At 64.5% G+C, this 21,784-nt stretch carries 18 protein-coding genes; 10 read left to right on the forward strand and 8 right to left on the reverse strand.

The window, feature by feature from the left end:
- Positions 1–120: 120 nt before the first annotated feature.
- Genes MF134_RS04815 through MF134_RS04825 form a run of 3 tightly spaced genes read left to right on the forward strand, consistent with a single transcriptional unit; the run spans position 121 to position 4,093 of the window.
- Positions 121–795, forward strand: a complete 675-nt coding sequence (locus tag MF134_RS04815) for a (2Fe-2S)-binding protein (RefSeq protein ID WP_255338268.1) — start codon at positions 121–123, stop codon at positions 793–795.
- Positions 795–1,835 carry an FAD binding domain-containing protein gene (locus tag MF134_RS04820; protein ID WP_255338269.1) on the forward strand — a complete coding sequence of 347 codons (1,041 nt, stop codon included), beginning with the start codon at positions 795–797 and terminating at the stop codon, positions 1,833–1,835. Before MF134_RS04815 ends, MF134_RS04820 begins: the two co-directional genes overlap by 1 nt.
- Positions 1,835–4,093: a xanthine dehydrogenase family protein molybdopterin-binding subunit gene (locus tag MF134_RS04825; protein WP_255338270.1), complete on the forward strand. Its 2,259-nt coding sequence runs from the start codon at positions 1,835–1,837 to the stop codon at positions 4,091–4,093. Before MF134_RS04820 ends, MF134_RS04825 begins: the two co-directional genes overlap by 1 nt.
- Positions 4,094–4,273: 180 nt before the next feature.
- Here MF134_RS04825 and MF134_RS04830 read toward each other — a convergent pair whose 3' ends face one another.
- The 6 genes from MF134_RS04830 to MF134_RS04855 all read right to left on the reverse strand — a co-directional run bounded on the left by MF134_RS04830 (position 4,274) and on the right by MF134_RS04855 (position 11,317).
- The gene (locus MF134_RS04830) at positions 4,274–5,188 is read right to left on the reverse strand and encodes a hydroxymethylglutaryl-CoA lyase (RefSeq protein ID WP_255338271.1); all 915 of its coding nucleotides are present in this window, start codon (positions 5,186–5,188) and stop codon (positions 4,274–4,276) included.
- Positions 5,185–7,155, reverse strand: coding sequence for an aconitate hydratase (locus tag MF134_RS04835; protein WP_255338272.1), 1,971 nt, complete (start codon positions 7,153–7,155; stop codon positions 5,185–5,187). Before MF134_RS04835 ends, MF134_RS04830 begins: the two co-directional genes overlap by 4 nt.
- Positions 7,148–7,654, reverse strand: coding sequence for a TRAP transporter small permease (locus MF134_RS04840; RefSeq protein WP_255338273.1), 507 nt, complete (start codon positions 7,652–7,654; stop codon positions 7,148–7,150). The genes MF134_RS04835 and MF134_RS04840 overlap by 8 nt, the downstream gene beginning before the upstream one ends.
- Positions 7,655–7,721: 67 nt before the next feature.
- On the reverse strand, positions 7,722–8,759 hold the full coding sequence (locus MF134_RS04845; RefSeq protein WP_255338274.1) for a TRAP transporter substrate-binding protein: 1,038 nt from the start codon (positions 8,757–8,759) through the stop codon (positions 7,722–7,724).
- Positions 8,760–8,785: 26 nt separating this feature from the next.
- Positions 8,786–10,084: a TRAP transporter large permease gene (locus tag MF134_RS04850; protein ID WP_255338275.1), complete on the reverse strand. Its 1,299-nt coding sequence runs from the start codon at positions 10,082–10,084 to the stop codon at positions 8,786–8,788.
- 42 nt (positions 10,085–10,126) lie between these two features.
- A complete protein-coding gene (locus MF134_RS04855; protein ID WP_255338276.1) occupies positions 10,127–11,317 on the reverse strand; it encodes a CaiB/BaiF CoA transferase family protein in 1,191 nt (396 codons plus the stop codon).
- 167 nt (positions 11,318–11,484) lie between these two features.
- On the opposite strand from MF134_RS04855, the gene MF134_RS04860 reads away from it, so the two are divergent.
- Positions 11,485–12,204 carry a GntR family transcriptional regulator gene (locus tag MF134_RS04860; RefSeq protein WP_255338277.1) on the forward strand — a complete coding sequence of 240 codons (720 nt, stop codon included), beginning with the start codon at positions 11,485–11,487 and terminating at the stop codon, positions 12,202–12,204.
- A 58-nt stretch (positions 12,205–12,262) separates the two neighbouring features.
- On the opposite strand, the gene MF134_RS04865 is transcribed toward MF134_RS04860, so the two are convergent.
- Positions 12,263–13,312: a hypothetical protein gene (locus tag MF134_RS04865; RefSeq protein ID WP_255338278.1), complete on the reverse strand. Its 1,050-nt coding sequence runs from the start codon at positions 13,310–13,312 to the stop codon at positions 12,263–12,265.
- Positions 13,313–13,681: 369 nt separating this feature from the next.
- On the opposite strand from MF134_RS04865, the gene MF134_RS04870 reads away from it, so the two are divergent.
- Positions 13,682–16,129 (forward strand): EAL domain-containing protein, encoded by a 2,448-nt coding sequence (locus MF134_RS04870; RefSeq protein WP_255338279.1) that lies wholly within the window; start codon positions 13,682–13,684, stop codon positions 16,127–16,129.
- Positions 16,130–16,150: 21 nt separating this feature from the next.
- Here MF134_RS04870 and MF134_RS04875 read toward each other — a convergent pair whose 3' ends face one another.
- The gene (locus tag MF134_RS04875; RefSeq protein ID WP_255338280.1) at positions 16,151–16,822 is read right to left on the reverse strand and encodes a TetR family transcriptional regulator C-terminal domain-containing protein; all 672 of its coding nucleotides are present in this window, start codon (positions 16,820–16,822) and stop codon (positions 16,151–16,153) included.
- A gap of 148 nt (positions 16,823–16,970) precedes the next feature.
- On the opposite strand from MF134_RS04875, the gene MF134_RS04880 reads away from it, so the two are divergent.
- From MF134_RS04880 to hydA, 5 genes are all read left to right on the forward strand, one after another.
- Complete coding sequence (locus MF134_RS04880) at positions 16,971–18,299, forward strand: aspartate aminotransferase family protein (protein WP_255338281.1); 1,329 nt, start codon at positions 16,971–16,973, stop codon at positions 18,297–18,299.
- A 169-nt stretch (positions 18,300–18,468) separates the two neighbouring features.
- On the forward strand, positions 18,469–19,716 hold the full coding sequence (locus MF134_RS04885) for a Zn-dependent hydrolase (protein WP_255338282.1): 1,248 nt from the start codon (positions 18,469–18,471) through the stop codon (positions 19,714–19,716).
- 51 nt (positions 19,717–19,767) lie between these two features.
- Complete coding sequence (locus tag MF134_RS04890) at positions 19,768–19,971, forward strand: antitoxin MazE-like protein (RefSeq protein ID WP_255338283.1); 204 nt, start codon at positions 19,768–19,770, stop codon at positions 19,969–19,971.
- On the forward strand, positions 19,968–20,333 hold the full coding sequence (locus MF134_RS04895; RefSeq protein WP_255338284.1) for a type II toxin-antitoxin system PemK/MazF family toxin: 366 nt from the start codon (positions 19,968–19,970) through the stop codon (positions 20,331–20,333). The genes MF134_RS04890 and MF134_RS04895 overlap by 4 nt, the downstream gene beginning before the upstream one ends.
- Positions 20,330–21,781, forward strand: coding sequence for a dihydropyrimidinase (hydA, locus tag MF134_RS04900; RefSeq protein WP_255338285.1), 1,452 nt, complete (start codon positions 20,330–20,332; stop codon positions 21,779–21,781). The genes MF134_RS04895 and hydA overlap by 4 nt, the downstream gene beginning before the upstream one ends.
- The last annotated feature ends 3 nt before the right edge of the window (positions 21,782–21,784 follow it).

Below are 21,784 nucleotides of genomic sequence, written 5' to 3' on the forward strand. Positions count from 1 at the left end.
TCCTCCTAGGTCTCTTCCCAATCTCGAAACGAGCGATCCGACAGGGTGGCCGACGACGAGCCCATGCGGGCCGGCGGCTGCTGCTTGTCGCCATCACAACGGGAATGGAGGATGGATCGAATGGGCCATCACCGAGACGACGAGCAGAATAGCGCCGGCAAGCCGAAGGCCGGGGTAACGAGCCCGGAGGTCACGCGGCGCGGCTTTCTGGGTGGCACGGCGACGGCAGGGGCGACCGCCCTTGCAGGCATCGCCAGCACCGCCAAGGAGGCGATGGCCCAGGAAATGGAGGCCGGCGGCAGCGAGACCGTCGATGTCAGCCTCGTCATCAATGGTGGCCCTGTCGAGCGGAGCCTCGACGCGCGGACGACCGTCCTCGACCTTCTGCGCGAGGAGCTCGACCTCACCGGCACCAAGGTGGGCTGCAATCACGGCCAGTGCGGCGCCTGCACGGTGCTGATGAATGGCACGCGGATCAATTCCTGCCTGACGCTGGCGGCCATGGCCGATGGCGCGCGCATCACCACGATCGAAGGGGTGACAGAGGGCAAGGGCGAGTTGCATCCGATGCAGGCGGCCTTCCTCGAACATGACGGCTTCCAGTGCGGCTACTGTACGCCGGGCCAGATCGTCTCGGCGATCGGCTGCGTGAAGGAAGGCCACGCCGACAGCGAGGCGGAGATCCGCGAATACATGTCCGGCAATCTCTGCCGCTGCGGTGCCTACAAGGGCATCACCGAGGCGATCCTCGAAGCGCGCGACGCCACGCGTTCCAGCGACGGGGGGGGTGCGTGATGAAGCCGTTTCGCTATCAGGCCCCCGGCTCGGTCAATGCTGCCGTGGAGGCGGTCGAACCGATGGGCATCGCCGGACAGGGCGGAGCCTTCCTCGCCGGCGGCACCACGCTCATCGACCTGATGAAGCTTCATGTGCTGACGCCGCCGAGCCTCACGGACGTCAAGAATCTCGGCCTCGACACCATCGAGGAGAGTGATGGCGAGGTGCGGATCGGCGCCCGCGTCACCATGGCGCAAGCCTCCGAGCATCCGATCTTCGTCGAGCGGGCGCCGGCGCTGTCCGACGCCTTGTGGAAAGCGGCGAGCCCGCAGCTTCGCAATGTCGCGACGCTCGGCGGCAATGTGCTTCAGCGCACGCGCTGCCCTTACTTTCGCGACAATGTCAGCCCCTGCAACAAGCGCGATCCCGGTTCCGGCTGCGCGGCGATCGGCGGCATCAACCGGCTTCTGGCCGTCCTCGGCACGTCGGAGAACTGCATCGCCACCTATGCCGGCGACTTCGCGAATGCGCTCATCCTGTTCGATGCGACGGTCGAAACCCGGACGGACGAAGGCTCGCGCGAGATCGCCTTTGAAGATCTCCATGTCCTGCCGGAAGACCACCCCGAGCGCGAAACCATCCTCGGCGACGACGAGCTGATCACCGGCTACCGATTCCAGCTTCCCGACTGGGCGCGACGCTCGGTCTATGTGAAGGCGCGCGATCGCGAGTCCTATGCCTTCGCGCTGGCCTCCGCCGCCGTCGCGCTCGATCTCGATGGCGACACGATCCGCGAGGCACGCTTGGGCCTTGGCGGCGTCGCGACCGTCCCATGGCGGGCACGCGAGGCGGAGGAATTCCTGCAAGGCAAGACGGTGAGCGAGGACACGGCTCTCGAAGCCGGCCGCATCGCTTTCGAAGGCGCGCAAGGCTACGAGCACAACACCTTCAAGATCCCGCTCGGGCGGCAGGTCGTCGCCAAGGCGATCCTCGATGCGGCGCGGATGGATCTTTCCGGCGCTCCCAACTCCAGCGGCACATCCGAAGGAGCCAACTGATGGCCGACGACACGATGACCTTCGAAGCAACGCCCACCATGGACATCGAAACCCAGGACAAGGTGGAAAGCGCCGAGCGCGCTGCGGAGAACAACAATGTCGGCGCCGCCATCAGCCGCGTCGATGGACCGCTGAAGGTGACCGGCCAGGCGCGTTACGCCGCCGATTTCGCCGTGCCCAACCCGCTCTATGCCCATCTCGTGATTTCGACCATCGGCAAGGGGCGGATCACCGGGATCGACGACCAGGCCGCGCGCCAGGTGAAGGGCGTGCGGGAGATCTACAGCCACGCCAACAAGCTCGACGAGGGATCGGCGAAGTTCTTCGCCGCCGGCGGTCAGGCCCAGCAATCCTGGGAGCCTTTCGCGGAACCGGATGTGCGCTTCTACGGCGAGACGATCGGCCTCGTCGTCGCCGAGACCATCCTCGGCGCACGTGAGGCCGCGGCCGAACTCGTCTTTCAATATGAGAGCGAGGATCCCGCGGCCGTCATCGACGCGTCAGGCGTGGAACGCCAGGAGATGCCGGACAAGGCGGTGACCAAGGGCGATTTCGACAGCGCCTTCGAGGCTGCGCCGGTGAAGATCGACAGCGACTACGAGACCGCGCCAAACGTCCACAACGCCATGGAGCTCTTCGCCACCACGGCCCATTGGGTCGGCGACAAGCTGACGGTCTATGTCCCGAGTCAGTGGGTGAAGGGCTTCCAGATCGGGCTCGCCGAGGAACTCGGCATCGACGAGGCCAATATCGAAGTCGTCTGCCCCTTCGTCGGCGGCGGCTTCGGCGGCAAGGGCTCGCTCTTCACCTGGGTGTCGCTGATCGCGGCCGCCTCGCGCGATCTCGGCCGTCCGGTGAAGCTGTACGTGACCCGCGAACAGGGCTTCACGACCGCCTCGTTCCGCGCCGAGACCCGCCAGAGCGTCCGGCTCGCGGCGGCTGAGGACGGCACGTTCCAGGCGCTCGAACACACTGGCGACGAACTGACCTCGCGGGCCGACAACTACTTCGTCAACGGCCAGGACGCGACGGTGCGCATGTATCAGGCCGATGCGATCCGCACCGGGCTCACCACCGTCCATGCCGACCGCCAGACGCCGGGCTTCATGCGCGCGCCGGCGGAGACGCCCTATTTCTTCGGGCTGGAATCGGCGGTGGACGAGATCGCCCGTGAACTCTCGATGGACCCGGTGGAACTCAGGATCAAGAACGACACCATGATCGATCCGGTCGACGGGGTGCCCTACACCTCGCGGTCGCTGAAGGAGTGTTTCCGCCAGGGCGGCGAGTCCTTCGGCTGGTCGAACTACACGCCCGAGATCGGTTCGATGAACGAGGGCGAATGGATGATCGGCTGGGGCGTGGCGACAGCCACCTATCCGACCCAGATGTCACCCTGCACGGTACGGATCCATCTCGACGTGTCCGGCGAGGCGCGGCTGCAGGTGGCGAGCCATGATGTCGGCACCGGCGCCTATACGGTGCTCACCCAGGCGGTCGCCGACGAGCTCGGCATCCCGGTCGAGAAAGTGCGCGTCGAACTCGGCGATTCCCGTCTGCCGCCCGGCACCATCGCCGGCGGCTCGATCTCGACGGCTTCCAACGTCTCGGCGATCATGATCGCCTGCGAGCGCATCCGCCAGCGGCTCGGCCTCGAACGCGGCGCAGACAACGATCTGGCGGCGGCCTTCGAGAATTTCGGCCAGGCGGGCATCGAGGAATATGCCGAGTGGAACCCCTCCGCCGCCAAGAAGAACGCAACGAAGACGCTCTATAACGGGCAGGTGATGATCGTCGGCGGCCCTGAGGAGGACTATACGGCCTTCGCCTTCGGCGCGATCTTCTCCGAAGTGCGGATCAACCGGTTCACCCATGAGATCCGCGTGCCGCGCATGACCGGCGCCTTTGCCGCCGGGCGGATCATGAACGCCAAGACCGCCAAGAGCCAGTATCTCGGCGGCATGGTCTGGGGCATCGGCCACGCGCTGCACGAAACGGCGGAAGTCGATCCGCGGACCGGCGCCTACATGAACGACAACATCTCGGAATATCTCGTGCCGGTGAATGCCGACGTTCCGAACATGGACGCGATCATCGTGCCCGAGGTGGACGACAAGGTGAATCCGGCAGGGGTGAAGGGCATCGGCGAGATCGGCATCGTCGGCGTCGCCGCTTCGATCGCCAATGCCGTCCATCATGCGACTGGCACAAGGCTCCGCCGGATTCCGATCCGGCTGGAAGATCTCGTTCAGGCGTAAGCCGCGCCCTCGGGTGCCGAGTTCGACCTCGGTCAGCCCTACCGCAGAAAAAAGCTGACAGATCGGCCCGTTCCCGCGGGCCGATCTTCGTGCGGGAAGTTCACGACGTCGGATGGCGAGCCGACGAACTCCTCAACGAAAGAGCCGCCGAGCCCGCGCAGGATCCCCTTCAGATCAGCGTCATGCCACCGCGCGCTGGCGGGGCACGATGCGCAGATGGCTGGCGGTCTTGCCGCCCGGCAGCGCCGCGATGCGGTCGGCGGCGGCCAGAAGCTTCGTCCGGTCGATGCCGGTCGCAACGCCGCCTTCCTCGAAGGCGAAGTGCAGATCCTCGGTCGCCGTATTGCCGGTCGCGCCCGGCGCAAAGGGGCAGCCGCCGAGGCCCGCTGCGGCGCCTTCGATGATCGAGACGCCGACCGAATGGGCAAAGAGCGCGTTGGCGACGCCCATGCCGAAGGTATCGTGACCGTGAAAGGCCCAGACCGCGCCGGCCGGGCCATCGGCCATGACCGTCTCGAAGCGTCGGGCGACGGTCAGCGGGTCGGCGCGCCCGGTCGTGTCGCAGAGCGCGAATTCCGCCTTCGGCGCGATCTCCAGTGCCTCGGCGAAGACCCGCCGTACGTCATCGAGCGGGACGGTCCCTTCAAAGGGACAGTCGAAGGAGGTCGCGAGATCGACGCGGATTCCCTCCCCGCCGGTGCCGGCTTCGGAGACGATCGCGCGAAGCTGGTCGAGCGACTGGGCGACCGTCTGGCGGACATTGTTGAGATTGTGGGCCTCGGAGACCGAAACCACGAAGACGAGATCGGGATAGCCCGCTTCGAGCGCCAGACTCGCGCCCTTGGCGTTGGGCACCAGAACCGAGAGCTTGCAGCCTTCCCGGCCTTTGAAATGCGCAGCGATCTTCGCCATGTCGCCCATTTGCGGAATCGCCTTGGGGCTGACGAAGGAGCCGAGCTCCATGCGGGTCACGCCGGCATCGAGCAGCATCTCGACGATGGCGATCTTCTCTTCGGTCGGAAGCGGCTCGGCGATCGACTGGAAGCCGTCGCGCGGGGCGACTTCGAGAAGCGTGACGGATGCCCTGTCGTTCATGCGGCCCCCTTGGCGTTCTGCCCCGGCGCGATTTGATTATGGCGGCGCTTCGCGATCCAGCTGACGACGCCACCCTGTTCCATGATCTCGATCTGGCGCGGCGTCAGATCGTGACGAAGCGTCAGCGACCGCTCGTTTCCGTCCTCGCCGATCGCCTTCGCCGCGACCCGCCGGCCGTTTTCGAGCTGACCCCGGATATCCTCGATCACGATGCGTTCGCCCACGGAAAGCCCGACCGGTTCCCCGTCGAACACCAGCGGCAAGACACCGAAGCTCGACAGGTTCTGCCAGTGGATGCGGGCGAAGCTCTCGGCGATCACCACGCGCAGACCCATGATCCGGGGCACGAGCGCGGCGTTCTCGCGGCTGGAGCCCTGTCCGTAATTCTTGCCGCCGACGATGGCGTGGCCCGCTTCGGCCTGTTTCGCCCGATCGGAATAGGTATCGTCGACCTGTTCGAAAGCGTGATCCGCCGTGGCGAAGACATCCGACCAGAGCGGCAGGACGCGGCCGGCGGGGATGATGTCGTCGGTCGAGACGTCGTCGCCCAGCGAGAGCAGCACCGGCACATCGATCCGATCGGGATACCGGTCGAAATCGGGAAGCGAAGGTGTGTATCGGGTGCGATAGAGTTCCGGCCGATGACCGGATTTCGGGAAGACGAAACCGGCTTCGTTCATCGGCATCCGGACCGGCTCGGCGTTGCGGGGATAGGCCATGTCGAGGGTGCGCGGATCGGTGATGACGCCAAAGAGCGCGGAGGCCGCCACCGTTTCGGGGCTTGCCAGAAAGACCGAATCCTCGCGCGTGCCGGAGCGGCCGGGGAAGTTGCGCGGCACGGTTCTGAGCGAATTGCGGCCCGTCGCGGGCGCCTGGCCCATGCCGATGCAGCCGTTGCAGCCCGCCTGGTGCAGCCGCGCGCCGGCCGCCACCAGCGCGCCGAGCTTGCCTTCCGAGACGAGCGTCTGCAGCACCTGCCGCGAGGAGGGATTGATGTCGAGGGAGACGCCTTCCGCCGCCCGCCGGCCGGCGACGATGTCGGCCACGACCGCGAAGTCGCGATAGCCTGGATTGGCCGAAGAGCCGACATAGGCCTGATAGATCGGCTCGCCAGCGATCTCGCGCACGGGCACGACATTACCGGGACTCTGCGGCTTGGCGATCAACGGTTCCAACTGAGAGAGATCGATCCGGTCGTGCCGGTCGTAGGAGGCGCCCTCGTCGCGGGAAAGCGGCTTGAAGTCGGCGCCGCGCCCGCGCGCTTCGAGGAAGCGCTTCACTGCGTCATCGCTCGGGAACACGGAGGTCGTGGCGCCCATCTCCGCGCCCATGTTGGCGATGACGTGCCGATCCATGGCCGAGAGACAGTCGAGACCCGGGCCATAATATTCGATGATGGTGTTGGTGCCACCCGACGTTCCGTGCCGGCGCAGCATTTCCAGGATCACGTCCTTGGCCGAGACCCAGTCGGGCAGTTCGCCGACGAGTTCGACGCCGAAGATCTCGGGACAGGCGATGTAGAAGGGCTCGCCCGCCATGGCCAACGCCACCTCGACCCCGCCCGCACCGATCGCCAGCATGCCGAGCGAACCGGCCGCCACCGTGTGGCTGTCGGAGCCGATGAGCGAGGCGCCTGGCACGCCGAAACGTTCCATGTGAACGGGATGGCTGATGCCGTTGCCGGGGCCCGAATAGACGACGCCGAAGCGTTCGCAGGCGCTCTTCAGGAAAAGATGCGCGTCGGCATTGATTTCGTCGGACTGGACGAGACCATGGTCGATATATTGCACGCTCGGCCGGGTGGTGACGCGCTCGACGCCCATGGCTTCCAGTTCGAGCATGACCAACGTGCCGAGCACGTCCTGCAGCAACACCTGCTGCATGGTGAGCGCGATCTCCGCGCCGGGCTTCAGCTCGCCGCCGGCGAGATGGGCGCGCAGGAGCTTGGTCGCGAGGTTCTCAGACATAGTTCGCGCCGTCCGACTTCGGCTGCTTCGGTCGCACGAGGTTAAGAAGGAACTGCAGGCCGAGCGCCCCGAACCCGATCGGGAGCATCGCGTAGGGGATCCAGTTGGGCGTGCCGAAGGCCGAGGAGACTCGCTCGCCATAGACCCAGGCGTCATGGGTCATCAGCCAGCCGCGCCAGGCCAGGATCCCGCAGAAGACGAGGCCGATAAGGCTGATCAGGCCGAGAACGATCCGCCGTGCCGTGGGGCGGAGCGCATCCGGCAGGAGCGTGATGCCGATATGCTCGCCGCGCCGTTCGACATCGGCCGCACACATCAGCGCCAGATAGACGACCAGGAAGGAGTTGATCTCCAGGCTCCAGGACGTCGGCGCCGCGAAGGCATAGCGCATCAGGGCGTCATAGGTGACGGTGACCGCCATGAAGGCGAGCGCCACGACACCGCCGATTTCCAGAATGCGGGCCAGGCCGTCGATCGTCCGGATCACTCCCGCCTTCATGGCGTCCTCCTCAAGGTCGGTCCACGCGCCGGGCAGGGTGGCACCGGCGCGTGGGTTTCAGCGTTCCTCAGGCGTCTTCGCCCATGGCCAGCGCGATCGCCTTGCGGCCGACCTCCTCGCCAACCTCCGACGCCCAGGCGTCGCGAACGTTGGAGCTGACCTCGGCGAAGCGGTCGAGCATGGCCTGGTCAGGCTCGATCACTTCGAGACCACCCTCCTTGAAGGCCGGCCAGTACTGCTCCTCGTAATAGTCCTGGTTCGCGGTGCGGGCGCTGTTCTCGTCGAACCAGTCGACGCCGGCCATGATGGCGTTCCTGACGTCCTCGGGCATCGCCTCCCAGCGATCCGTCTGGACGAAGATGCCGATCGCATAGGCCGTCACCGGGACGCGGAGCACCTGCTTGACCTGCTCCTGGATGGAGCGGCCGTTGATGGTCGAGATATTGGCGACCGCCGCATCGACCGTGCCGCGCTGAAGCGCGAGGTAGAGTTCGGACGAGGGAATGCGCACCGCGGCCCCGCCGAAATCCTCGATCGCCTTGGTGGCCTCGAAGGAGACGACGCGGATCTTCTTGCCGTCGATCGCCTGGAGATCGCGAATACCCGGATCGCCGGCCGACCAGATATATTCCGGCTCCATGATGCCGCCGCCGAGCGACAGGACGGTCAAGCCCTGCTTCTTCAGCTCGTCCTGGATCAGGTTGAACAGCGGCGAGCCGCGCTTCAGGCGCTCCGGGTTCTCGTAGAGCGGTCCGACGACGCCCGGCAGGCCGGTGATGCCGAGGATCGGCAGCGAGCGGGTGATGTAGCTCGTCGTGTGGAACATGAAGTCGATCGTTCCCGAGCGAAGCGCCGGAAGCTGCTCGTCGGCCGAAAGCAGCCGGCCGGAATCGTAGAAATCGATCGCGACGGCGTCGGGCGAGTTCTCGTTGACGAAGTCGACGAAGCCCTGCGAGCCATAGGCGAGATCGGCGTAGGACGGCGGAAGATAGGTGACGCCGGTGAGCGTCTGCTGGGCGTAGGCCGGCATCGCGCCGAAGCCGAAGGCGGTACCGGCCGAAAGCGCGGCACTGCCGGCGAGAAAGCTGCGTCTGTGAAGTTTCATATCGTTTTCTCCTCCCTTTGAGACAGTCATTTGACGAGGTTCGGCAGCCAGAGGCTGATCGAGGGAACCAGGACGAACAAGGCGAGCATCAGGAACTGGATGATGACGAAGGGTACGACCGAACGGATGATCTCCTCGATCTTCAGGGTCGGCACGACCGCCTTCAACGTGTAGAGATTGAGCCCCACCGGCGGCGTGATCACCGCGATTTCCAGGTTCATGACGAGGATGATGCCGAACCACAGCGGATCGTAGCCGAGCGCTGTGACGAGCGGCAGAAGGATCGGCGTCGTCACCACGATCAGCGAGACGGCGTCGACCAGCATGCCGAGGCCGACCAGGATCAGCATGATCAGCATCAGGATGACTTCGGGCGGCAGGTCGGTGCCGATCAGCAGGCTGGAGACCGCATCGGGGACGCGAACCAGGTTGAGATAGTCGCCGAAGATGCGGGCGCAGCCCATGATGATCAGGATCGCGCCGGAGATGCGCGCGCTCGAACCGAGCACCTTCATAACGCCCTTCAGATCAAGGCAGCGGAAGACGCCAACGGCGATCAGGAACGCGCCGACCGCACCGAAGGCGGCGGCCTCGCTCGGCGTGGCGATGCCGGAATAGATCGCTCCCAGAACGACGATGATCAGAAGCATCGCGTGCCAGATGCCGCCGAGAGCCCGCAGCCTTTCGCCCCAGCTATAGTGGACGCGCTCGCCGCTCGGCGCCTCCTCCGGGTTGAGGAGCGCGCGGAAATAGACATAGACGCAGAGTGCCAGCGCCAATGCGATCCCGGGGACGATGCCGCCGATAAAGAGGTCGGCGACCGAGACCGAGGACACCGCGCCATAGATGATCAGCGGCACGCTCGGCGGAATCAGCATGGCCAGCGCGCCGGAGGCGACGACGCTGCCTGCGGCGAGCGAGCGCGAATAGCCACGGTCGAGCATCTGTGGCACCGCGATCGAACCGACGGCGGCGACACCCGCGATCGACACGCCGCTGACCGCGCCGAACACCGCCGAGGCGTTGACGGTCGCGATCGCCAGCCCGCCGCGCAGCCATTGCAGCCAGATCACCGCCGCCCGGAACAGATTGGCGCCGACCGGAGTCGCAGCAAGGAAATTGCCCATCAGCACGAAGAGCGGCAGCGCCAGGAGTTCGAAGCTGTTGAGCTGACCGAAGATCGAGGTCGGCCCGAAGAAGAAGGCCATGGCGCCGCGCGCCATGTAGAGACCCGTGAGCCCGGCCGCGCCGAGTGCCAGGAAGATCGGCGCGCCGAGCGCGATGAGGCCGAGCAGGATGACGACGACAATGATGGGTTCAATCATCGCAGCGCCCCCTCTGGCGTGTCAGGAGGAAGCACGGCGCCATCAGACGACATGCGCCGATTTGAGGGCCGCGATCCGGGCGTCGTCGTAGCCGAGCCACTCGCCCAGAACAGCGTCGGTGTGTTCGCCAAGCTTCGGACCGGTGCGCTCGATCGAACCGGGCGAAGCGGACAATTTCGGAAACACGTTCTGCATCGCGAGTGAACCGATCTCCGGATCCTCGACCCGGGTGATCGATTCGCGCGCCTGAAAATGCCGATCGGCCAGCATATCCGGCGCCTTGTAGGTCAAGCCCGCCGGCACGCCGTTCTCCGCAAGCGTCTCGACGATCTCGGAGGCCGTATGCCCGGCGGTCCACTCTGAAATGATCGCGTCGATTTCCGCCTGGTTTCGGCCGCGCGCCTGGTGGGAAGAAAAGCGTTCGTCCTCGCTGAGTTCCGGCTGGCCCATGACCTTGCAGAGGCGCCTGAACAGGCTGTCCTGATTGGCGCCGACGATGACCGTTTCGCCGTCCCTGGTCGGATAGGCGTTGGAGGGCGCGATGCCCGGCAGGAAGCTGCCCGAACGCTCGCGCACATGGCCGCCGCCGTCATATTCGGAGACGACGCTTTCCATGACCGACAGCACGGCCTCGTAGATCGAGGCGTCGACGACCTGTCCTTCGCCGGTCCGGTTGCGGTGCTGAAGCGCGAGCAGCGCGCCCTGGAAGCCGCTCTGGCCGGCCAGCGTATCGCCGATCGAGATTCCGGCCCTGACCGGCGGGCGATCGGGATATCCGGCGATGTAGCGCATGCCGCCCATCGCCTCGCAGACCGAGGCGAAGCCCGCCCGATCCGCATAGGGACCGGTCTGGCCAAAGCCGGTCACGCGCACCATGATCAACCCCGGATTGCGCTCTTTCAGCACATCATAGCCAAGGCCCCATTCCTCCATGCGACCGACACGGAAATTTTCGATGAGAATATCGGCCTTTTCGGCGAGCTCGCGCACGATCGCCTGGGCTTCCGGCTTGCGAAGATCGAGCGTCAGCGACTTCTTGCCGCGGGCGATGACAGGCCACCAGAGCGTGTGCCCGGCTTCATCCTTGCGACCCCATTGGCGCATGGCGTCGCCGGTCTTCGGCGGCTCGATCTTCACGACCTCGGCGCCAAAATCCGCCATCAGCTGGCCGCAGAACGGCCCGGCGATCAGCTGTCCCATTTCCAGGACGCGAATGCCCGTCAACGGTTTCAAGTCTTCCTCCCGATCGAGGGCGTTTCCTCCCGCCCCCGAAACGCCGACCTCCCGGCGCCATGCTGTTCCTCGAACGCGAAAAGGCTTCGTCTATTGTATCCAAATTGTCAAGTCCGCTACAATAAGCCCCGGTTACGAGGCGTTATTTGTATCCAATGAGGCTCGACATGGCGGGTGAGAGGCGCAGCAGCAAGGCCGGCAAACGCACCGCCGACCGGGTCTATGAGGACATTCGCCGGGGCATCCTGACGGGGCTTCTGAAACCCGGCGAACGCATTACCGAGGAGCTTCTGGCAGAGCGTTTCGGCGCCAGCCGCACCCCCGTCCGTTCGGCGATGGTCCGGCTCGCCGGCGACGGGTTCGTGGAGATGACGCCACGCTCGGGCACGATCGTGAAGCAGCGCAGCCCCCGCGAGATCGCCGAGATTTACGACGTGCGCGCCCTTCTGGAGAGCGAGGCGGCGCGGCTTGCGGCCGAGCGCCACGACGAATCCGATCTTTCGACCCTCAAGACCGTTCAGGACGAACTCGATGCCCTGGCTGCGCGCGAGGAGAAGACGGAACCCGTGATCGAGAAACTCTCGATGCTCAATCGCGATTTCCACCACGCCATCCTGGCGGCAGGGCGCAATACGACGCTCACGGATTCCGCCGTGCGGCTGATGGAGATCGGCTTTCTGATCAACACCTATGCCCGGTTCGGCTGCGACGAGATCGAGCGGAGCCTGTCGGATCACCGCAAGCTTCTGGCCGCCATCGAGACGCGGGACGGGGCCTGGGCCGAAGCGATCATGCGATCCCATATCCTCGGCGCCCGCAACAGCCTGGCCGACGCCGTCGACATTCCCCGCACTTCGGCGCCGAAGCGCGTGAGGCGGCGGGATTGAAGCATTCGGCGAGTTCCGACGGGGACCTCAGGCTTTCGCATTTCAGAAGCAACCTGCCTCATGAAACCAGCGGTGTCCCCTGCCGTCTCAGGCGGATCGTCTCCACCCAGAGGCGTCCCTCGATCGCGCCTTCCAGGATCTCGAAGGCGAGCGAGATCGGGCGGCCGACATCCTCCACGGTGAAGGCCTGAGTAAGAGCAAGGCGCCCCTGCCCGGGCAGGATCGTTTCCAGTTGGCTGCGATTGAGCGCTCCCTCGAAAACTTTGAAGGCAAGCTTGTTCTCAGACCAATTCTCGTCGATCGCAATAACCACTTCGACCAGCCAGTTGCCCGGCACCAGGTGATAGGCTGGCCCCGTCAGGAGCCGGCGGGCCTTGCCGACCATTTCGATGGGGGCCTCGAACGGTTCGTCGCGTTGCTGCGGTTCGAAGAGCGCCTGAACGGGCCAGGAGAGTTGATGCGTCGTCTCCACCTCCGTCGGCCTTCCATAGTAAGTCCTGACAGAATCCAGCAGCGCCAGCTCGCCCTCGTTCAATCGCTCGATTTCACCGCGGATCTTGTCGATGTAAGGTGCAAAGGCCTGGAGGGCCTCGCCCACCGTCACGTCGGCATGGGTGGATTGAAGCCCCAGCGCCTTAAAGACCGTCTCGATCCCTTCGCTGTCTAGTTCCACCCCCACGAAACCGGACAGGGATTCGATCAACGGGACGAGGCGTGAATCCAGATGGGGCTGCGGGTAGAAGAGCGTGCTCGCCGTCTCCGCAAACCAGGCAAAGTTGGCCGACATCCATGTTGCATGCTGAAGCGACGACCGGAAACTGCGCTTGTCGCGGATCATGATGGTTCCGACCAGATCGGTCAGTTCGTCCTGAAACAGGACAACGATCGACTGGGTCTTCTGCAGGAGCTTCGGGATACGGGAATCGCCTGGCTGGATCAAAGCCACCAGCGCCTTGTCACCCCGATTCTTGTAGTGCTCATGAAACTTCTCGAGACGCGCAAACCGAGCTGCCGCGACCTCCGGATAAGCGTTGCGAGCAATCGCCTGCACCAGGGTGAAACCGAATTGGCTGTAAACGCCATTCAGTCCCGACAGGAGAAACAGCATCGAAGGCCCTTCCAAGAGACGATTGCCGTCCAAGACGCAAAGGGGAGATCGAGGGCGGGTTCAGCGGCGTTCGACCGAACATGCCGCGCCCTGTGCCCGTGAACAACGGCCGATCCCGGCAGAATGATGGCGGAGGCGCTGTCAGTCCCGTCGCTTGAGATCGTTCGAGTCGACTCATATTGCCGCCCCTCATGGGCTGACGGCCCTGGACAAACGTTCGGCGCAGGATTCGACAACCCCGTTCAGTAAGATCGCTGAAACGTAACGGTGAAGTAACCCCCTCACCCCATAGTCTCCGCCCAAGGCGCATTGGGGACTGTACCCGACTGCGCCCGATGTAAGCCGGGTACATGGCGAGAAGATGCGTAAATGTCGATCAGGATAAGACTCATCGCCGGTTGCATGGTGTTCGCCTGCCTTACGATCGCCTTCGGATTTCTTGCCTACACCAAGCAGACTGCCTCGATCGCACAGATGGGTCTGTTCTATACCGACAGTGTCCGACCGCTGACCCGGATCACGTCCAGCCTCACGAACATCAACGAGGTGCGAAGCCGGCTCGCAGGATTCCTCGAGGTCGCGGGGGAGGAAACCAGACGCAGCCCTCTGTCCGGCCGCAATCTGGAAGACGTGCTCGCCGCGATCTCGGAATTTCGAAGCCAGGCCGACGAAGTCCTTGCGGCAGACATTCCCGAACCCGCCGCCCGGACGCTGCGTGATGCCCTTTATCCCGCCCGCCTTGTGGATTCCGGTTACGCGTCCCTGACTCATCTGACCATGGTGCGAGAACTGAACAAGATCGCACTCGGCCTCGAAAAGGCCGCTCGTCAGATGCGCAGCGATCTTGAGGAACGGAAGGACACTGCGGAGAATGCGCTTGCCAGCACCACGGTCCAGAATGTGGTCGGCCTTGCTTCGGTGCTTCTGGCGACGATCGGCTTCGCCTTCTTTCTGATCCGTTCGATCGCCGGTCCGGTCCGGCGCCTCGCCGATACAGCCCAGGCGATCGCGGCCGACGAACCAGGCATTTCGCTCGAAGCCAAGGGTCCGTCCGAAGTCCGCCGCGCCATGGATGCGCTCCGCGAAGTGGCGACGAGCTACGAAGAACTGAAGTCCACGCTGCACGAGAAGACGAACCTTCTCTCCGGCCAGATCGCGACCCAGCAGGATCAGCTGCAAGCGGCGCTCGACAACATGACCCAGGCGCTCTGCATGCTGAACGGGCAGAAACAGCTACTCCTGTGCAACGGCGTCTTCGCCGCCCGATTCGGCGAATTCGAGCCGCTGACGCCGGCCAAGAAGTTCTTCACCGATCCCCAGCTCACCGCGCCCCTGCGCGAACACGAGACCGATTCCCATCACATGCAGACGCCGGAGGGCGTCATTCTCGACGTCAAACGCCGGGGCATGGCCGGCAAAGGTCTTCTGCTCACCTTCGAGGACATCACCGAACGCGAGCGGATTTCCCAGCGCCTTCAGCATCTCGCCGGCCATGACGGGCTCACCGACCTTCCCAATCGTCGCAAGTTCGGCGAGGAGCTTGACCAGCTTCTGAGAAGCGCGCGCAAGCCCTTCGCCGTGGCCGTCATCGACATTCGCAATTTCAAGTCGATCAACGACACGTTCGGCCACCCTGTCGGCGACGCTCTGCTGCGCTCATGCGGCGACCGGATGGCGTCGCTGGTCGATGCCCGGGCGAGCGTCGCCCGGCTGGGCGGCGACGAATTCGCGATCATCGCACCGCAGGCGAGGTCCGGAGTGGAAGCCGACGCGCTCGGCGCGTCGATCGTCGAAGCCTTCGACCAGCCCTTCGAAATCGACGGCCGGCGTATCTTCGCCAGCGCAAGCGTCGGTCTCGTCGCGCATTCCCCTTCCGGCGACGACAAGGACGCGATCAACGCGGACATCATGCTGCAGAATTGCGATCTCGCGCTCTACAAGGCCAAGGAGGAGCGGCAGGGCGCCTATCGCATCTTCCAGCCGGCGATGCGGCAGAAGCTGAAGCAGCGCCGAGAAATGGAACTCGACCTGCAGGTCGCACTCGAACAGGACCAGTTCGAACTCTATTATCAGCCCTTCGTCGACATTGCCGAAAACCGCGTGAGCGGCTTCGAGGCGCTGCTGCGCTGGCGCCATCCCGAAAAAGGCATGATCTCGCCCGGCGAATTCGTGCCGCTCGCCGAGGAGACCGGGCTGATCGAACGGCTCGGCATCTGGTGCGTCGAGACCGCCTGCGCGGAAGCGGCGAGCTGGCCCGCCTCGATGATCATCTCGGTCAATTTCTCGCCGGTGCAGTTCAAGAGCGCGAGCCTCGTCGCCGACATCGATCGTGCGCTGCAGACTTCGGGCCTCGCCGCAAACCGGCTGCAGATCGAGGTCACCGAATCGCTGTTCCTCGACGAGAGCGACGAAATCCTGAAGATCCTGAGCGAGCTTCGACGCCGCGGCCTGACCATCTCCATGGACGATTTCGGCACCGGCTATTCCTCGCTCGGCTATCTCAGCCGTTTCCCCTTCGACAAGATCAAGATCGACCAGTCCTTCGTGCGCGATCTGGCCCGCTCCGAGAACATGGCGATTGTGCGGTCGGTCATCGGCCTGTCGCGGGCGCTCAACATGCAGGTGATCGCCGAAGGCATCGAGACGCAGGGCCAGATGCGGGCGCTCTTCAACGAAGGCTGCCGCGAGATGCAGGGCTATTTCTTCTCGAGGCCCCAGCCGAAAGAGGAACTGCCGGCAACGATCGCCGCGATCACCAAGCGCTTCACCACCGATCTTGCCATCGAAGGTCCGAAAGAGCGGTCCAGGGCGGCCTGAGTCGCGCGAGCCGATTTTCCGTCAGTCGCGCGGCCTGATGCCGTTCAGAACGATGGTCAGCACTGCCTGGGCGGCCTGCTCGTAAAAGCCCGGCTGTTCGACCTGCGATCCCAGGACCGCCCGGATCTGCGCGTCGAAATCGGCGTAGTGCTGGGTCGTTGCCCAGATCAGGAAGATCAGATGGACCGGATCGACCGGTGCCAGACGGCCCTCGCCCACCCAGCGGCGGATCACGGCTGCCTTGTCATGCACCAGGGTGCGCAGCCGGCTTCTGAGAAAATCGCCAATGACCGGTGCGCCGGCCAGGATCTCATTGGCAAAAAGCCGTGAGGCGGCTGGATTTTCCGCCGACATTTCGAGCTTCAGCGTGATGTAGCGCCGAAGCTGCTCGATCGGATCGCCCTCCGCATCGATCGCCTCGAGCGGCGCCAGCCAGTCGTCCAGCGTATGCTGAAGGACGGCGTAGTAGATGTCCTGCTTGCGGCGATAATAGTAGAGGAGGTTGGGCTTCGACATGGCGGCCCGGGTCGCGATCTGATCGACCGTCGATCCCCGGAAGCCGTGGGTCGCGAAGACTTCGAGCGCCGCCTCGAGAATGATCTCCCGATTGATCGCCTGAATGCGCGTCGGCTGGCGCTTCGCCTCGCCCTCCTCCGTCTCCCCGTCGAGCTTGGCGTCCAAGACTTCCCCCATCTGGCTCGCCGTCCGTCGCGGCAAATCCGCTTGACCGGTCCGAGCCGAGCTTCTAGCGTCCGATTTGACCAAATAGTCAAGATTCCGGACGCGAAACGCAACCGCTTCCGCGGATCGGCGGCTCAAGACCGACGGAAGGCGAGCGGCGATGAACGAGCATTCCACCATCGTTCCCAACAATCTCGAAGCCTTCTGGATGCCGTTTTCGGCAAACCGGCAGTTCAAGAAGGCCCCGCGGCTCTTCGCCTCGGCCCGCGACATGCACTACACGACCGTGGACGGGCGGCAGGTGCTGGACGGAACGGCGGGCCTCTGGTGCGTGAATGCCGGCCATTGCCGGCCGAAGATCACCGAAGCGATCCAGACCCAGGCCGCCGAGCTCGACTACGCCCCGGCGTTTCAGATGGGCCATCCCAAGGCCTTCGAACTCGCCTCGCGCCTCGCCACCATCGCGCCAGAGGGGCTCGACCACGTCTTCTTCACAAATTCCGGTTCGGAATCCGTCGAAACCGCGCTGAAGATCGCCCTCGCCTATCACCGAGCAAAGGGCGATGGCGCGCGGTTCCGCCTGATCGGCCGCGAGCGCGGCTATCACGGCGTCAATTTCGGCGGCATTTCGGTGGGCGGCATCGTCGCCAACCGCAAGATGTTCGGCACGCTGCTCACCGGCGTCGACCACATGCGCCATACCCATGACCCGGCCCGCAACGGCTATTCGCGGGGCGAAACCGAACACGGCGCGGAGCTGGCCGAAGACCTTCTCAGAATCGCGACGCTGCACGATCCTTCCACCATCGCCGCCGTCATCGTCGAGCCGGTTGCCGGCTCAACCGGCGTGCTGCCGCCGCCGAAGGGCTATCTGAAGCGGTTGCGCGAGATCTGCGATCAGCACGGCATCCTCCTGATCTTCGACGAGGTCATCACCGGCTATGGCCGCATGGGCACCGCCTTTGCCGCCGACTATTTCGGCGTGACGCCCGACATCATGATCACCGCCAAGGGGCTGACCAACGGCGTCATCCCGATGGGCGCGGTCTATGTGAAGAGCGAGATCTACGAGACCTTCATGAGCGGGCCGGAACATCTGATCGAGTTCGCCCACGGCTACACCTATTCCGGCAACCCGATCGCCGCCGCCACGGCCCTCGCCACGCTCGAGACCTATCAGGAAGAAGGCCTGTTCGAGCGGGCGAAGGCGCTGGAGCCGGTTTGGGCCGACGCCATCCATTCCCTGAAAGGCACGCGCCACGTCATCGACATCCGCACCATCGGCCTCATCGGGGCGATCGAGCTGGAACCGATGAAGGGTGAGCCGGCCAAGCGCGCCTTTTCCGCCTTCGTGAAGGCCTTCGAAGAGGGGCTGCTGATCCGGGTGACCGGCGACATCATCGCTCTGTCGCCGCCGCTGATCGTCTCGGAAGAGCAGATCGGGGAGATCGTCGATACACTGAAAGGCGTTCTCGAAGCGCTGGATTGATCCCTGAACCGGTTCGACCGAATGCCGAAGAAGACATGAGCATCAATGTCGTCATCCCAGGCTTGACCCGGGATGACGCGGCTTTCGGGAGCTGCGCAGAATAGTCATTCCCGATTTTGCCCTCGCCCTGGGTCGGGCAGAACTTTCAGTCATTGCAAGAGGACAGACCATGAGCCAGCTTTCCAACCTCCAGATCAACGGCGATCGGCTCTGGGATTCGCTCATGGAAATGGCGAAGATCGGCCCGGGCGTGGCGGGCGGCAACAACCGGCAGACCCTGACCGACGAGGACGGCGAGGGCCGCCATCTCTTCAAGCGCTGGTGCGAGGAAGCCGGGCTCGAAATGGGTCTCGACACGATGGGCAACATGTTCGCCCGGCGCGAGGGCACCGATCCCGACGCCCTGCCCGTCTATGTAGGCTCGCATCTCGACACCCAGCCGACCGGCGGCAAGTATGACGGCGTTCTCGGCGTGCTCGGCGCTCTGGAGCTGGTACGCACGCTGAACGATCTGAACATCAAGACGAAACACCCGATCGTCGTCACCAACTGGACCAACGAGGAAGGCACGCGCTTCGCCCCGGCGATGCTCTCCTCCGGCGTCTTTGCCGGCGTGCATGAGGAGGAGTGGGCGAAGGCCCGCGTCGATTCCAAGGGCAAGAGCTTCGGCGAGGAGCTGAAGCGCATCGGCTGGGAAGGCGACGAGCCCGTCGGCGCGCGCAAGATGAAGGCCTTCTTCGAACTGCACATCGAGCAGGGTCCGATCCTCGAGGACGAAGACCTCGACATCGGCGTCGTCACCCATGGCCAGGGGCTCTACTGGCTGCAGGTGACGCTGACCGGCAAGGAGAGCCACACCGGCTCCACGCCCATGCCCAAGCGCCGCAATGCCGGCCTCGGCATGGCCCGCGTCACTGAGCTCGTCCACGAAACCGCCATGGACTATCAGCCGAACGCCGTCGGCGCGATCGGCCATGTCGAGGTCTATCCGAACTCCCGCAACATCATCCCCGGCAAATGCGTCTTCACGGTCGACATCCGTTCGCCATCGAAAGAGACGCTGGAGACGATGAAGATGCGGATCGAGGACGGGATCGAGACCATCGTCGATGCGATGGACATTTCGGCGGAAGTCGAGGTTGTCGGCCATTTCGACCCCGTCACCTTCGACGAGAATTGCGTCAAGGCCGTGCGCGACGCCGCCGAGCGTCTGGGCTACTCCCACACCAACATCGTCTCCGGCGCCGGCCACGACGCCTGCTGGATCAACCGCGTCGCCCCCACCGCCATGGTCATGTGCCCCTGCGTCGACGGGCTGTCGCACAACGAAGCCGAAGAGATCTCGAAGGAATGGGCGACCGCCGGCGCCAATGTGCTGATGCATGCGGTGGTGGAGACGGCCGGGGTGGTGGAGTAGGATCGCCCTCGCAGCACGGATCAGGAGGCGGCGATGGGACGCCCAACGGAATTGACGGAAGAAGAGCGGCAGGAACTGCTGGCGCAGGGCTGGCGACCGCATGAAATCTGGTTGCCGGATTGGAACAATCCGCTGTTCAAGGCCAAGATTGAAGAGGAAGCCAGGGCAATCTATCAGTCCGATCGCAATGATCCGGATGTCGATGACTGGATCGTGCAGGTTCGCGGCGATCTGTGGGACGATGACGCAGCGTGAGGCGGGGCGACGTCTTTACGGTGTCCGTGGGAGGCCAATCGAAGATACCCCGCCCTGGCGTCATCATCCACGCGACGAGCCTGATCATTCCGGATGGTCCGATCCTTGTCTGCCCCCTCACGAGCCGTTTGCTCACGGATATGATCACCCGGCCGACGATCGAACCGTCGCAGTCCAATGGTCTGCTCGTCCCATCGCAGCCAATGGTGAACCGGATGACCAGTGCATCTCCTCGGGAAATCGGATCGATCATCGGCAGCTTGAGCCAGGATGATCTGCAACAATTGGATCTCGCGCTCATCATCGTACTTGAATTGGGGCCGGCGTTTTTTGCAGCCCCGCCGAAAGGAGAGGCTTCATGACCACAGTCATCAAAGGCGGCACCATCGTCACCGCCGATCTCACCTATAAGGCCGACATCCTGATCGACGGCGACAAGATCGTCCAGATCGGACCGGACCTTTCCGGCGACGAGGTCATCGATGCCTCCGGCGCCTATGTCATGCCGGGCGGGATCGATCCGCACACCCATATGGAAATGCCCTTCATGGGCACCTTTTCCTCGGACGACTTCGATTCCGGCACGGCCGCCGCGCTCTCCGGCGGCACCACGATGACGGTGGATTTCTGCCTGCCGGGGCCGGACGAGAGCCCCATGGACGCGCTGCAGACCTGGTTCCAGAAGGCCGGGCCCGCGCGCACGGACTATTCCTTCCACATGGGCGTCACCTGGTGGGGCGAGAAGTTCTTCAACGACATGCCGAAGGTGGTCGACGCCGGCATCAACACCTTCAAGCACTTCATGGCCTATAAGGGCGCCTTGATGGTGAATGACGACGAGATGTTCGCGTCCTTCAACCGCTGCGCCGAGATCGGCGCGATGCCGCTCGTCCACGCCGAAAACGGCGACGTCGTCGCCTTTCTCCAGCAGAAGCTGATGGCCGAGGGCAACAACGGCCCCGAAGCCCATGCCTATTCCCGCCCGCCGGAAGTCGAGGGCGAGGCGGTGAACCGGGCGATCATGATCGCCGACCAGGCCGGCGTTCCGCTCTATGTGGTGCACACCTCCTGCGAACAGGCCCATGAGGCGATCCGGCGCGCCCGGCAGAAGGGCATGCGGGTCTATGGCGAGCCGCTGATCCAGCATCTGGTGCTCGACGACACCGAATATTCCCATCCCGACTGGGATCATGCCGCCCGGCGCGTCATGTCCCCGCCCTTCCGGAACAAGCAGCATCAGGATTCGCTCTGGGCAGGTCTCGCGAGCGGCTCGCTGCAGGTGGTCGCGACCGACCATTGCGCCTTCACCACCGAGCAGAAGCGCATGGGGCTGGGCGATTTCACCAAGATCCCCAACGGCACCGGCGGTCTCGAAGACCGGCTCTCGGTGCTCTGGACCAAGGGCGTCGTCACCGGCCGCCTGACCATGAACGAGTTCGTCGCCGTCACCTCGACGAACATCGCCAAGATCCTGAACATCTATCCGAAGAAGGGCGCGATCCTTGTCGACGCCGACGCCGATCTCGTGATCTTCGACCCCACCGCGTCCAAGACGATTTCGGCCAAGACCCAGAAATCGGCGATCGACTACAACGTCTTCGAGGGCGTCGAGGTCACCGGCCTCGCCGTGATGACCTTCTCGCGCGGCAAGCTCGTCTACAAGGAAGGCGACGTGCGCGCCGAAAAGGGCGACGGCCGCTTCGTCGAACGCCCGGCCAACGCCCCGGTCAACAAGGCGCTGTCGACCTGGAAGGAACTCACGGCGCCGCGCAAGGTCGAGCGGACGGGGATTCCAGCGAGCGGGGTTTGATAG

This window comes from Jiella marina (assembly GCF_024359545.1).
GTDB lineage: Bacteria > Pseudomonadota > Alphaproteobacteria > Rhizobiales > Rhizobiaceae > Jiella.